12 protein-coding genes are annotated in these 12,819 nt (G+C 67.8%); 8 read left to right on the top strand and 4 right to left on the bottom strand.

Annotated elements, in window-relative coordinates; genetic code table 11:
* Nucleotides 1–172: 172 nt before the first annotated feature.
* On the top strand, nucleotides 173–898 hold the full coding sequence (locus tag ACULK2_RS09195; RefSeq protein WP_501044997.1) for an aquaporin: 726 nt from the start codon (nucleotides 173–175) through the stop codon (nucleotides 896–898).
* Nucleotides 899–1,011: 113 nt separating this feature from the next.
* Nucleotides 1,012–2,526 carry a glycerol kinase GlpK gene (glpK, locus tag ACULK2_RS09190; protein ID WP_501044911.1) on the top strand — a complete coding sequence of 505 codons (1,515 nt, stop codon included), beginning with the start codon at nucleotides 1,012–1,014 and terminating at the stop codon, nucleotides 2,524–2,526.
* 92 nt (nucleotides 2,527–2,618) lie between these two features.
* On the opposite strand, the gene trpD is transcribed toward glpK, so the two are convergent.
* A complete protein-coding gene (gene trpD / locus ACULK2_RS09185; RefSeq protein WP_445969455.1) occupies nucleotides 2,619–3,671 on the bottom strand; it encodes an anthranilate phosphoribosyltransferase in 1,053 nt (350 codons plus the stop codon).
* A gap of 131 nt (nucleotides 3,672–3,802) precedes the next feature.
* On the opposite strand from trpD, the gene ctaE reads away from it, so the two are divergent.
* From ctaE to ACULK2_RS09155, 6 genes are read left to right on the top strand one after another with little or no spacing between them, the layout of a single operon-like run.
* Nucleotides 3,803–4,441: an aa3-type cytochrome oxidase subunit III gene (ctaE, locus tag ACULK2_RS09180; protein WP_353814057.1), complete on the top strand. Its 639-nt coding sequence runs from the start codon at nucleotides 3,803–3,805 to the stop codon at nucleotides 4,439–4,441.
* A 49-nt stretch (nucleotides 4,442–4,490) separates the two neighbouring features.
* A complete protein-coding gene (gene qcrC / locus ACULK2_RS09175; protein ID WP_445969456.1) occupies nucleotides 4,491–5,282 on the top strand; it encodes a cytochrome bc1 complex diheme cytochrome c subunit in 792 nt (263 codons plus the stop codon).
* Between the two features lie 32 nt (nucleotides 5,283–5,314).
* On the top strand, nucleotides 5,315–6,391 hold the full coding sequence (gene qcrA, locus ACULK2_RS09170; protein WP_445969457.1) for a cytochrome bc1 complex Rieske iron-sulfur subunit: 1,077 nt from the start codon (nucleotides 5,315–5,317) through the stop codon (nucleotides 6,389–6,391).
* A complete protein-coding gene (qcrB, locus tag ACULK2_RS09165) occupies nucleotides 6,388–7,992 on the top strand; it encodes a cytochrome bc1 complex cytochrome b subunit (protein ID WP_445969458.1) in 1,605 nt (534 codons plus the stop codon). The genes qcrA and qcrB overlap by 4 nt, the downstream gene beginning before the upstream one ends.
* Nucleotides 7,993–8,024: 32 nt before the next feature.
* A complete protein-coding gene (locus ACULK2_RS09160) occupies nucleotides 8,025–8,876 on the top strand; it encodes a putative RNA methyltransferase (protein WP_445969459.1) in 852 nt (283 codons plus the stop codon).
* A 43-nt stretch (nucleotides 8,877–8,919) separates the two neighbouring features.
* Nucleotides 8,920–9,573, top strand: a complete 654-nt coding sequence (locus ACULK2_RS09155) for a class I SAM-dependent methyltransferase (RefSeq protein WP_445969460.1) — start codon at nucleotides 8,920–8,922, stop codon at nucleotides 9,571–9,573.
* Nucleotides 9,574–9,625: 52 nt separating this feature from the next.
* Here the strand turns inward: ACULK2_RS09155 and ACULK2_RS09150 are convergent, their stop codons facing one another.
* Genes ACULK2_RS09150 through ctaC form a run of 3 tightly spaced genes read right to left on the bottom strand, consistent with a single transcriptional unit; the run spans nucleotide 9,626 to nucleotide 12,681 of the window.
* The gene (locus ACULK2_RS09150) at nucleotides 9,626–10,048 is read right to left on the bottom strand and encodes a cytochrome c oxidase subunit 4 (RefSeq protein ID WP_445969461.1); all 423 of its coding nucleotides are present in this window, start codon (nucleotides 10,046–10,048) and stop codon (nucleotides 9,626–9,628) included.
* Complete coding sequence (ctaD, locus tag ACULK2_RS09145; protein WP_445969462.1) at nucleotides 10,049–11,782, bottom strand: aa3-type cytochrome oxidase subunit I; 1,734 nt, start codon at nucleotides 11,780–11,782, stop codon at nucleotides 10,049–10,051.
* Nucleotides 11,779–12,681 carry an aa3-type cytochrome oxidase subunit II gene (gene ctaC / locus ACULK2_RS09140; protein WP_445969463.1) on the bottom strand — a complete coding sequence of 301 codons (903 nt, stop codon included), beginning with the start codon at nucleotides 12,679–12,681 and terminating at the stop codon, nucleotides 11,779–11,781. The genes ctaD and ctaC overlap by 4 nt, the downstream gene beginning before the upstream one ends.
* Between the last annotated feature and the right edge of the window lie 138 nt (nucleotides 12,682–12,819).

Here is a 12,819-nt window from a genome sequence, read left to right as displayed (position 1 = left end):
ATCCCGCATGACTCGCCGCGAAACCTGCGCGCCCTTCCGCGGATCTCTTCCACGCGAGTAGGGTGGGCGCTGATCCGCCCTGGGGCGCGGCCTCTCGGGCACGGCGAAAGGATGGAAGGTCAACGTGGACAATCTCGGAGTGCTGTTCCTCTCCGAACTCGTGGGCACCGCGATGCTGGTGCTCCTCGGTTGCGGAGTCGTGGCCAACGTCGCCCTCGTGAAGAACAAGGGCTACAACGGCGGGTTCCTCATGGTCAACATCGGCTGGGGCTTCGCGGTCTTCGCCGGTGTCATCGTCGCGTACGCGTCGGGCGCGCACATCAACCCGGCCGTCACGCTCGGACTCGTCGCCAACGGCGCGACCGAGTTCGGGAACGCGGCGCTCGGGACGACCGTCCCCGTCGACGCGTTGTCGGTGCTCACCTACATCGGCGCGCAGCTGATCGGCGCGATCCTCGGTGCGATCGTCTGCTGGCTCGCGTACAAGCAGCACTTCGACGAGGAGCCGGAGCCGGCCAACAAGCTCGGCGTGTTCTCGACCGGTCCCGCCATCCGCTCGTACGGATGGAACCTCGTGACCGAGATCATCGGCACGTTCGTGCTGGTGTTCGTCGTGATCGGCTTCGGCCGCAACGGCGACGCCTCCGGTCTCGCGGCGCTCGGCGCCCTGCCCGTCGCCCTGCTGGTCATCGGGATCGGCGCCTCCCTGGGTGGCCCGACCGGCTACGCGATCAACCCGGCCCGTGACCTCGGACCTCGCATCGCGCACGCCATCCTCCCGATCGCCGGCAAGGGCGGCAGCGACTGGTCCTACTCCTGGGTCCCGATCGTCGGCCCCATCATCGGCGGCGTGCTCGCGGGCTGGACTGCGATCGTGGCGCTCCCGCTCCTGGGCTGATCAACCGAGGGGCCGGTCGAACGACCGGCCCCTCGTCCGTCCGCACCACGTGACCTCGCCCGTGACCGTTCGGACGGACGCATCCACCACTGCGACAGAGAGGACGCATGGACATGGCTGACTACATCCTGGCGATCGACCAGGGCACGACGAGTTCGCGAGCGATCATCTTCGACAAGAAGGGTTCGATCGTCTCGACCGGGCAGCTCGAGCACGAGCAGATCTTCCCCAAGGCCGGCTGGGTCGAACACGACCCGATGGAGATCTGGCGGAACACCCGCGAGGTGATCGGCCAGGCGCTCGGCAAGGGCGATCTCACCCGCCACGACATCGCCGCGGTCGGCATCACCAACCAGCGCGAGACCGCGGTGGTCTGGGACCGGAACACCGGCGAGCCCGTGTACAACGCGATCGTCTGGCAGGACACCCGGACCCAGCCCATCGTCGACCGCCTCGCGGCCGACGGCGGCGTCGAACGATTCAAGCAGGACGTCGGTCTCCCGCTCGCGACGTACTTCTCGGGCACCAAGATCGTCTGGATCCTCGAGAACGTGCCCGGGGCGCGTGAGAAGGCCGAGGCCGGCGACCTGATGTTCGGCACCACGGACTGCTGGGTCCTCTGGAACCTCACCGGCGGGGTCGACGGCGGCGTGCACGCGACGGATGTCACCAATGCGAGCCGCACGATGTTCATGGACCTCGAGTCGCTCTCCTGGCGGGACGACATCCTTGAGGCGTTCGGCGTGCCGCGCTCGATGATGCCCGAGATCCGGTCCTCCTCCGAGGTCTACGGCACGGTGGAATCCTCGAGCCTGCTCCGCGAGGTCCCCGTCGCGGGCATCCTCGGCGACCAGCAGGCGGCGACCTTCGGCCAGGCGGCGTTCGACGCCGGCGAGTCGAAGAACACCTACGGCACGGGCAACTTCCTCATCTTCAACACCGACACCGAGATCGTCCACTCGAAGAACGGGCTGCTCACGACCCTCGGCTACAAGCTCGGCGACCAGCCGGCGCACTACGCGCTGGAAGGTGCCATCGCGGTGACCGGGTCGCTCGTGCAGTGGCTGCGCGACAACCTGGGGATGATCTCGAGCGCCCCCGAGATCGAGGAGCTCGCGAAGTCGGTCGAGGACAACGGCGGCGCGTACTTCGTGCCCGCCTTCTCGGGGCTCTTCGCCCCGTACTGGCGTCCGGACGCACGCGGTGCGCTCGTGGGCCTGACCCGCTACGTGAACAAGGGGCACATCGCGCGGGCGGCACTCGAGGCCACCGCGTTCCAGACGCGCGAGGTCCTCGACGCCGTCAACGCCGACTCCGGAGTCGACCTGACCGAGCTCAAGGTCGACGGCGGCATGATCGCGAACAACACGCTCATGCAGTTCCAGGCCGACATCCTCGGCGTGCCCGTCGTCCGCCCGGTCGTCGCCGAGACGACCGCGCTCGGCGCCGCCTATGCCGCGGGACTCGCGGTCGGGTTCTGGTCAGACCTCGACGAGCTCCGCGCGAACTGGCAGGAGGACCGTCGCTGGGAGCCCCAGATGGATGTCGACGAACGGGAGCGCCAACTCCGACTGTGGAAGAAGGCCGTCACGAAGACCTTCGACTGGGTCGACGAGGACGTCACCTGACATCCGGAGGATCGACGGACGGGGTCCCGCTTCGGCGGGGCCCCGTCCGTCGTCTCGGCCGTGCGCCCGACGCGAGGCAGGCAGGCCCGGGCTCAGCGTCGGGTCGCCGCGACCCACTCCTCCAGCTTGCGCGCTGCCGCACCGCTGTCGATCGCGCCCTCCGCGAGGGCCATCTTCTCGTGGAAGCGCTCCAGGACGGTCCGCTGGAACTGGCTCGGGTCGTTCGCGAGCTCGAACGCGACGAGCCCCGCCGCGGCGTTCAGGACGACGATGTCGCGGACCGGCCCGCGCGCCCCCGCGAACACCCGGTGCACGATCTCTGCGTTGTGCTGCGCGTCACCGCCCTGCAACTGGTCGATCGTGGTCCGGGGGATCCCCAGGTCGCGCGGGTCGAGGTCGTGTTCCTTCACGGTGCCGCGCGAGACCTCCCAGATGTGGCTGTGGCCGGTGGTGGTCAGCTCGTCGAGCCCGTCGTCGCCGCGGAAGACGAGCGCGGTCGCGCCGCGGGTCTGGAACACGCCGACGATGAGCGGCACCCGGTCGAGGTGGGCGACGCCGACGGCGGATGCCTCGGGGCGGGCGGGGTTGCAGAGCGGACCGAGGAAGTTGAACACCGTCGGGACGCCGAGCTGGGCGCGCACCAGGCCCGCGTGGCGGAACCCGGGGTGGAAGGCGGCCGCGAAGGCGAAGGTGATGCCCGTCTCGCCGAGCACCTCGGCCACGCGGTGCGCCGGCATGGTGAGGTCGATCCCCAGGGCGCCGAGCACGTCGGAGGAGCCCGACGCCGAACTCGCGGCCTTGTTGCCGTGCTTGACGACGGGCACGCCGGCGGCCGCGCAGACCACGGAGGCCATCGTGGACACGTTGACGGTGCCGAAGCGATCGCCGCCCGTGCCGACGATGTCGAGCGCCATGGCGTCGACCGGCAGTTCGACGGCGTGCTCGAGGATGGCGTCGCGGAACCCCACCACCTCGTCGACGGTCTCGCCCTTGACGCGGAGGGCGACGAGGAATGCCGCGAGCTGCGCGTCGGTCGCGGCGCCCGTCATGACCTGCTCCATGCACCACGCGGCATCCGACACGCTGAGGTCTTCGCCCGCGAGGAGGGCGTTCAGGACTTCCGGCCAGGTCTGCATGGTGGGCATGCGATCGATCCTATCCGCGCCGATTCGCGGCGGATTCACGGCGTTCGGCCAGCGGGATCCGTGGCCCGTCGGCGAGAATCCTCCGTATCCGGACCCGCCCCGTCCGAAAACACGTCCGAGGATCAGCCATAATGGTGAACGTGACGAGCACCTCAATGACGTTTCAGACGAGCGCGCCCGCGATCAAGCGGCCGAACACCGTCGCGGTCGGCACCATCGTGTGGCTTGGCAGCGAGGTCATGTTCTTCGCGGGCCTCTTCGCGATCTACTTCACGCTGCGATCGACGTCGCCTGAGCTGTGGGACTTCGAGGCAGGCCGGCTGAACGTCCCGTTCGCACTCGTCAACACGCTGATCCTGGTGGCGTCCTCGTTCACGTGCCAGTTCGGCGTGTTCGCCGCCGAGCGCATGCAGCCCTACCGCACGAGCTGGAAGCTGCGCGACTGGGGCATGGTCGAGTGGTTCTTCGTCACCTACGTGATGGGCGCGATCTTCGTCGCGGGCCAGTCGCTCGAGTACGCCCAGCTCGTCTCCGAGGGCATCGCGCTCGACTCGAACGCCTACGGCTCGGCCTTCTACCTGACGACCGGTTTCCACGCGCTGCACGTCACCGGCGGACTCATCGCGTTCCTCCTCGTCATCGGTCGCGTGTTCGCCGTCAAGAACTTCGGCCACAAGGAGGCCACCAGCGCGATCGTCGTCTCGTACTACTGGCACTTCGTCGACGTGGTCTGGATCGGCCTGTTCCTCGTCATCTACGTCCTCAAGTAGCCGAGCCAGGAGCGATCACCCCGCAATGCCCGTGAACAGGAAGAGATCAATGAACCGCTCGAAGCGACGCACCGGCCGCCGGCATCCGCTCGCCACCGCCGCGCTGCTCGCGCTCGGCCTCGTGTTCACCGGAGGCGCCTACGCCGCCTTCAGCAGCACGACCGCCCAGGCAGAGCCCTCCCCCACGTCGCAGGAGACGATCGAAGAGGGCAGCAAGCTCTTCCAGGCCAACTGCGCGACCTGTCACGGCCTCGAGGCGCAGGGCACCGACGAGGGCCCGAGCCTGATCGGCGTCGGCGCCGCCGCGGTCGACTTCCAGGTCGGCACTGGCCGCATGCCCATGCAGATGCAGGGCCCGCAGGCCGAGCAGAAGCCGGTGCAGTTCACCGATGAGCAGGTCAAGCAGCTCGCCTACTACGTCGGCTCGCTCGGCCCCGGCCCCGACATCCCCGCCGACAGTCTCGTCAACGGCGGCGGCGACGCTGCGAACGGCGCGGAGCTCTTCCGCATCAACTGCGCCATGTGCCACAACGTGGCCGGTGCGGGCGGTGCCCTCACCGAGGGCAAGTACGCCCCGCCGCTGACGGATGTCTCGGGCGTGCACATCTACGAGGCGATGGTCACCGGTCCGCAGAACATGCCGGTCTTCAACGACCTCAACATCACCCCGGAAGACAAGCGCGACATCATCACCTACCTGCAGTACGTGCAGGACAACCGTTCGCCCGGCGGCTTCGAGCTCGGCTCGCTCGGCCCGGTCGCGGAGGGTCTGTTCATCTGGATCTTCGGTCTCGGCGCCATCGTCGCGATCACCGTGTGGATCACGGCGAAGTCCAACTAGGGCCCGCACCGAAGAAGCGAAGAAGGAGAACCATGGCACAGGACGACCACAGCGGCACGGAACTCGCCGCTGCCGACTCGTCGCACGCCGAGACCGTCCCCGCCGTGAAGACGGGCACCGCCCTCATCCAGTCGGACGCGTTCGAGAACCCCGGCTTCCCGCCGCACCGTCCGCGCGTCACCGACGAGGACCCGGCCAAGGAGAAGCGCGCGCAGCGCACGGTGTACACGCTCTTCTACCTGTCGATCCTCGGTAGCATCTGGGCGATCGCGGCGTACATGCTCTTCCCGATGGAGGGCAACGACGTCGGCGATGTCCGGCTGAACAACCTGTTCATCGGCCTCGGCGCTGCCCTCGCGCTCCTCGGCATCGGCTTCGGCGCGGTGCACTGGGCGAAGTCGGTCATGACCGACGTCGAGCTCGCGGACGAGCGCCACAAGATCGGCGGCAACGTGGTCTCGCGCGAGGGCGCGGTGAAGGTCTTCCAGGACGCCGACCGCGAATCGGGCTTCACCCGCCGATCGGTCATCCGGAACAGCCTCATCGGCGCGCTCCTGGTCTTCCCGCTTCCCGCAGTCGTGCTCTTCCGAGGCCTCGCCCCGCAGGACGAGAACCCCGTCGAGCTGCTCAGCCACACCATGTGGAAGGAGGGCACGCGGCTCACGCTCGACCCGTCGGGCGTGCCGATCAAGGCCGCCGACGTCACCATCGGCAGCGCCTTCCACGTGATCCCCGAGGGCCTCAGCGAGATGCACCACGGCAGGCTCGAGGAGAAGGCCAAGGCCGCCGTCCTGCTGATGCGCCTCAACCCCGACGAGCTCAACGAGCTTCCGGACCGCGCGTCGTGGTCGTACGACGGCATCGTCGCCTACTCGAAGATCTGCACGCACGTCGGCTGCCCCGTGGCCCTGTACGAGCAGCACACGCACCACCTGCTCTGCCCCTGCCACCAGTCGCAGTTCGACGTGGCCAACCACTGCGAGGTCATCTTCGGACCGGCCGCACGGCCGCTGCCGCAGCTGCCGATCATGGTCGACGATGAGGGTTACCTCGTCGCGCAGAGCGATTTCACCGAACCCGTGGGCCCGAGCTTCTGGGAGCGTCATTGAGCACCGCAACCACACGCACGCCGCAGCGTCGTACCTTCACCGCGGCCGCTTCGAACTACATCGATGAGCGCACGAGCGTCTCGACGTTCGTCAAGGAGCTCGGCCGCAAGGCCTTCCCCGACCACTGGTCGTTCCTCCTCGGCGAAGTGGCGCTGTTCAGCTTCCTCGTCATCCTCATCACGGGCACGTTCCTGACGTTCTTCTTCCAGGCCTCGATGGCCGAGGTGGAGTACGACGGCTCCTACGTGCCGCTCAAGGGCGTCGAGATGTCCGTCGCGATGGCCTCGACGCTCGACATCTCGTTCGACCTCCGCGGCGGACTCTTCGTGCGGCAGATGCACCACTGGGCCGCGCTCCTGTTCGTGGCCGCCATCGGCCTGCACATGCTGCGCATCTTCTTCACCGGTGCGTTCCGCAAGCCGCGCGAGCTCAACTGGGTCATCGGCTTCGTGATGTTCATCCTGGCCATGGGCGAGGGCTTCACCGGCTACTCGCTCCCCGACGACCTCCTCTCGGGCAACGGCCTCCGGATCATCGACGGCATGATCAAGGGCATCCCGCTGATCGGCACGTGGACCTCGTTCCTCCTCTTCGGCGGCGAGTTCCCGGGCACCGCGATCGTCGGACGTCTCTACACGCTGCACATCCTGCTGCTGCCGGTGATCCTGCTCGCGCTCATCGCGCTGCACCTGATGTTCGTCGTCGTGCACAAGCACACCCAGTACGCGGCACCGGGTCGCACCCAGCAGAACGCGGTCGGCCCGCCCATCCTGCCGATCTACGCGGCGAAGGCCGGCGGCTTCTTCTTCCTGGTGTTCGGCGTGCTGGCGCTCATCGCGTCGCTGTTCACGATCAACCCGATCTGGAACTACGGCCCGTACGACCCCTCCCCCGTCTCCGCCGGTACCCAGCCCGACTGGTACATCGGCTTCGCGGACGGCGCGCTGCGCCTCATTCCGCCGGGCTGGGAGTTCGTCCTCTTCGATCGCACGTGGTCGTTCAACATCCTGGTCCCGCTGATCGGCCTCGGGCTCTTCATCGTCACGGTGCTGATCTACCCGTTCATCGAGGCCTGGGTCACCGGCGACAAGCGCGAGCACCACATCGCGGACCGTCCCCGCAACGCCCCGACCCGCACCGCGATCGGCGCGGCCGGCGTGACGTTCTACGCCGTGCTCTGGGCGGCGGCGAGCTCCGACATCATCGCCACGCACTTCAAGCTGACGATGGAGGGCGTGATCCACTCGCTGCAGGCTCTGCTGTTCCTCGGCCCGATCGTCGCGTACTTCGTCGCGAAGCGCGTCTGCATCGCGCTGCAGAAGAAGGACCGCGAGATCGTCCTGCACGGCTACGAGTCCGGACGCATCGTCAAGCTGCCGGGCGGCGAGTTCATCGAGGTCCACCAGCCCCTCGACGAGTACGAGCGCTGGAAGCTCGTGAGCTACGAGTCGTACGAGCCGCTCATGATCCGACCCAACGACCGCGGGAAGATCACGGTCGGCCAGCGCCTGCGTGCCGGCATGTCGCGCTGGTTCTTCGAGGACCGCATCGCGCCGGTCACGAAGGGCGAGCTCGAGGCCGCGCACCACGATCACCACTGATCGCCGCACCACCTGAGTTCGGGCACCGGACCATGTCGATCGACTCGACGTGGCTCCGGTGCCCGAACTGTTCCTCGGACCTCTCGGCGGTCGACGAACGCGTCTTCGGCTGTGCGAACGGCCATCGGTTCGACCGATCGAGGCACGGGTTCCTGACGCTCCTCCCGCCCAGGGCGCCGCGCACGCTGGGCGACGACCGGCAGATGCTGAGCGCTCGCGCCCGGTTGCTGGACGGTGGGGCGTTCGCCCCGATCGCCGACGCGGTGGTCGCGGCGGCCGGCGAGGTGATATCGACCGAGCCCGGTGCCGGCGCAGTTCGCGTCGCCGACCTCGGCTGCGGGACCGGCTACTACTCCGCGCGACTGGCGGCCTCGTTCCAGCGCGTCGACACGCTACTGGCCGACCGGTCTCCCGACGCCGTCAGGATGGCACTCCGGGCGATCTCGGGCGCGACCGGCGTGGTGCTCGACATCTGGAGCCCCCTCCCGCTCCGGGATGGCTCGGCTGACGTGATCCTGGACGTGTTCGCGCCGCGCAATCCGACCGAGTTCGCCCGGATCCTGCGGGCCGATGGGCGTCTGATCGTCGTGGTCCCGACCGTCGCCCACCTTCACGAGCTCCGTCGACGCGGCATGATGCTCGACATCCCCGCGGAGAAGGACGCAGCCGTCGCCGAACAGTTGGCGGTCGCGGGCCTGGTGCGTACGTCCTCCCGTCGCGTCGAGTACGTCCTCGAGGCGGATGCCGCCCGGCGCGAGCTCCTCACCGGAATGGGACCCTCAGCGCACCATGCGACGGCACTCGCCTCGTCGGGCGGCGAGGTCGACGCGCGCGCCGTGACGGTCTCGGTGGACGTCCTCTCGTTCGGCCGTCGCGACCTCTGACCCTGTCGTCGTCCCCGGGACGCGGCGGGTGCATACTGGGCGCATGGACGACTGCTGCGGTCGCGGGCAGGCGCGCTACGACGAGGTCTTCGACGATCGGTTCGCCGGCGATCTCGCACGCCGGTACCGCCGCCATGGCCTCACCCGACCCGAGCGACGTATCGCGGAGCGCGTGGAGTCGGCCGGCATCGGCGGGACGTCCGTGCTCGAGGTCGGCGGCGGCATCGGCGCGATCCAGATCGAACTGCTGCGGCGCGGCGCCTCCAGCACCACGAACCTCGAGCTGTCGGCTGCCTACGAGCCGAGCGCGCGGGCTCTGCTCGATGAGGCGGGGCTGTCGGCACGTGCGCGTCGGCTGATCGGCGTCGACCTCGCCACCGACGGCTCCCGCGTGCCGAGCGCCGACCACGTCGTGCTGCACCGTGTGGTGTGCTGCTACCCGGACGCCGCCGGGTTGCTCTCGGCTTCGGCGGCGCACGCGCGTCGCACCGTGGTGTTCAGCCATCCGCCGGACAACTGGATCCGGCGCTCGCTCGTGAGATCCGTCAACCTGATGATGCGACTCCGCGGGCGCGAGTACCGGGGCTACGTGCACTCCCCCGCCGCGATGTACGACGTGCTCCGCTCATCGGGTTTCTCGCTCGATGGCGTCGTGCGCGTCGGGGCGTGGCGCGTCGCGAGCGCACGACGGGCGTGAACGACGACGTCCCCGGTGCCGAAGCACCGGGGACGTCGAGGGTGGGATGCGCTCAGCGCGCGAAGTTCCCGCGATAGTACTCGTAGACCCAGCCGACGAGGCTGACCAGGATCGGGCCGATCGCGAGGAAGGTGATCCAGACGCCGACCGCGAGGCCGAGGAACGCGAGCGCTGCTGAGCCGGCGAGCATGATGGGCCACCAGCTCCACGGGCTGAAGAAGCCCAGCTCCGCGTCACCGTCGTCGATGTTCGCGTCGAGACGGTCCTCCGGGAGCTCTCCACCCTGCTCCTTGTGCACGCGACCGAGGTAGAACGCGATGAACGCGCTCAACACGCCGCTCAACGAGATCGCGACCAGCCCGACCCACTCGACACCCGGCTCATTCTCGTCGATGGTCGTCCAGAAGATGTAGACCGCGGCCGAGAGGGCGAAGAAACCGGTCAGGACCCAGAACAGGATGACATTCGCGCGCATCTACTTGACTTCCTTGGTCTCTGCGTCGACGACGGGGGCGTTCGGTGCATCCTTGGCCGGGCCGATGCCGACCGGGATGCCCGCCTCAGGGTGGTTCAGGTCGAAGGCCGGGCGCTCCGAGCGGATGCGCGGGATCGACGTGAAGTTGTGTCGCGGCGGCGGGCAGCTCGTCGCCCACTCGAGCGATCCGCCGTAGCCCCACGGGTCGTTGACCGTCACCTTGGGCGCGCGCCGGGCCGTGATGTAGACGTTCAGGAAGAACGGCAGCAGCGAGACCGCGAGGATGAAGGCGCCGACGGTGGACAGCTGGTTCATCCAGGTGATGTTGTCCTCCGGCAGGTACGAGTAGTACCGGCGCGGCATCGCCACGACGCCCAGCCAGTGCTGGATGAGGAACGTCGTGTGGAACCCGATGAACAGGAGCCAGAAGTGCCACTTGCCGAGCGTCTCGTTCAGCATCTTGCCGGTCCACTTCGGCCACCAGAAGTAGAAGCCCGCGAACATGGCGAACACGACCGTGCCGAAGACGACGTAGTGGAAGTGCGCGACGACGAAGTACGTGTCGGAAACGTGGAAGTCGAGCGGCGGCGACGCCAGGATGACGCCCGTCAGTCCGCCGAAGACGAACGTGATGAGGAAGCCGAGGGACCAGATCAGGGGGGTCTCGAACGTGATCGAGCCCCGCCACATCGTTCCGATCCAGTTGAAGATCTTCACACCGGTCGGGACCGCGATGAGCATCGTCATCAGCGCGAACCAGGGCAGCAGGACCGACCCGGTGACGTACATGTGGTGCGCCCACACCGTGACCGACAGCGCGGCGATCGCGATCGTGGCGTAGATCAGCGTCTTGTAGCCGAAGATCGGCTTCCGGCTGAAGACCGGGAAGATCTCCGACACGATGCCGAAGAACGGCAGGGCGATGATGTACACCTCCGGGTGTCCGAAGAACCAGAACAGGTGCTGCCAGAGGATCACGCCCCCGTTCTCCGGGTCGTAGATGTGGGCGTTGAACACGCGGTCGGCGGCGGCCGCGAGGATCGCCGCGGCGAGGACCGGGAACGCCATCAGGATGAGGAGCGAGGTCACGAGGGTGTTCCACGTGAAGATCGGCATCCGGAACATGGTCATGCCGGGGGCGCGCATCGTGACGATCGTGGTGATGAAGTTCACCGCGCCGAGGATGGTGCCGAAGCCGGAGAGGCCCAGACCGAGCATCCAGAGGTTGCCGCCGATGCCGGGCGAGAAGGTCGTCGACGCGAGCGGCTGATACGCGAACCAGCCGAAGGACGCGGCACCCTGGGGCGTGAAGAACCCGGCGACGGCCATCAGCGAACCGAAGTTGAAGGCCCAGTAGGCAAAGGCGTTCAGGCGCGGGAACGCCACGTCGGGGGCGCCGATCTGCAGCGGCATGAGCACGTTCGCGAAGCCCGCGAAGAGCGGGGTCGCGAACATCAGCAGCATGATCGTTCCGTGCATCGTGAACAGCTGGTTGTACTGCTCACGCGTCTGGATGATCTCCAGGCCGGGCTCGAAGAGCTGCGCGCGGATGATCAGCGCCATCACGCCGCCCACGCAGAAGTAGATGAACGACGTGATCAAGTACAGGTACCCGATGGTCTTGTGGTCGGTGGAGGTGATCCACTTGACGAGGACGTTGCCCTTGCGCTCGACCGTCGGGGCGCCGAACGGCTGCGACGACGCGGGTCGAGCCGGTGCGGTGGTGGTGCTCATTCGCCTTCGTGCTCCTCACTCAGTTCGGGCGCGCCCGTTCCGGGCAGGTTCTGGTTCCGGTCGTACTCGGTCGAGAGCTGGCCCTCGTTGCCCGAGTCGCGGAGCTCCTCGATGTAGTCCTCGTACTCGGCCTGCGAGACGACCTCGACGTTGAAGAGCATGAGCGAGTGGTACTCGCCGCAGAGCTCGGCGCACTTGCCGGCGTAGGTCCCCTCGCGCTCGGGGACGAACGACATGTAGTTCGTCTTGCCCGGGAACATGTCCTTCTTGTAGAGGAAGTCGACCACCCAGAACGAGTGGATGACGTCGCGCGACTCGAGCGCGATCTCGACGTTGGCACCGACCGGGAGCACCAGCGTCGGCAGTTCGTCCTGCTTCACCGACCCGGGGTCGCCCTCATCGTCGAGCTGGGCCTGGATGCCGGCGGTGTAGACGTCCTCGTTGACGTAGTTGAAGTCCCACGCCCACTGCTTGGCGATCGCCTCGATCTTGACGTCGATCTCGCCTTCGGCGAAGCGCTGCTCGATGACCTGCTGGTCGCGAGCGGTGAAGGCGAAGAAGCCGAGCACGAGGATCAGCGGCACGATCGTGTAGAACACCTCGATCGGCATGTTGTACCGGAGCTGCACCGGCAGGCCCGTCTGGCCCTTGCGGCGGCGGTAGGCGACGACGGCCCAGATGGTGAGTCCCCACGTCACGACGCCGACCACGAGCAGCACGATCCACGACGTGACCCACAGGCCCGAGACGCGCTCGGTGTGATTGGTCGCGGGCGGCTCGCCCTCGACGAAGCCGGGGAGGAATCCGTTCAGCTGAGCAGTCGTGCATCCGGCGAGGACGAGGCTGAGCGTCGCTGCGATCGGAACAGCAGCCCATCGGAGACGGCGATTGTGGCGCACCGGTGACCTTTCGGGAGATTCGAAGGCGCTTCTCAGCGAAGCGCATTGATCAGGTCTAGCCTACTCCGAGTCGGCGGCCCGCTCGTGCACCATCAGCGTGCGTTCAGCCCGATGTGCATCCGATCCGCCCGGTCGCGG

It is taken from the genome of Agromyces molybdatiresistens (assembly GCF_052748445.2).
This window is presented reverse-complemented; position numbering and strand designations above follow the sequence as displayed.

What these genes read in the sequence shown, in the direction of transcription:
- ACULK2_RS09155 (WP_445969460.1), top strand. Translation starts at nt 8,920, where the DNA reads ATGGACGACTGCTGCGGTCGCGGGCAGGCGCGCTACGACGAGGTCTTC.
- ctaE (WP_353814057.1), top strand. Translation starts at nt 3,803, where the DNA reads ATGGTGAACGTGACGAGCACCTCAATGACGTTTCAGACGAGCGCGCCC.
- ctaD (WP_445969462.1), bottom strand. Translation starts at nt 11,782, where the DNA reads ATGAGCACCACCACCGCACCGGCTCGACCCGCGTCGTCGCAGCCGTTC.
- ACULK2_RS09150 (WP_445969461.1), bottom strand. Translation starts at nt 10,048, where the DNA reads ATGCGCGCGAATGTCATCCTGTTCTGGGTCCTGACCGGTTTCTTCGCC.
- qcrC (WP_445969456.1), top strand. Translation starts at nt 4,491, where the DNA reads ATGAACCGCTCGAAGCGACGCACCGGCCGCCGGCATCCGCTCGCCACC.
- trpD (WP_445969455.1), bottom strand. Translation starts at nt 3,671, where the DNA reads ATGCCCACCATGCAGACCTGGCCGGAAGTCCTGAACGCCCTCCTCGCG.
- qcrA (WP_445969457.1), top strand. Translation starts at nt 5,315, where the DNA reads ATGGCACAGGACGACCACAGCGGCACGGAACTCGCCGCTGCCGACTCG.
- ACULK2_RS09160 (WP_445969459.1), top strand. Translation starts at nt 8,025, where the DNA reads ATGTCGATCGACTCGACGTGGCTCCGGTGCCCGAACTGTTCCTCGGAC.
- glpK (WP_501044911.1), top strand. Translation starts at nt 1,012, where the DNA reads ATGGCTGACTACATCCTGGCGATCGACCAGGGCACGACGAGTTCGCGA.
- ACULK2_RS09195 (WP_501044997.1), top strand. Translation starts at nt 173, where the DNA reads ATGCTGGTGCTCCTCGGTTGCGGAGTCGTGGCCAACGTCGCCCTCGTG.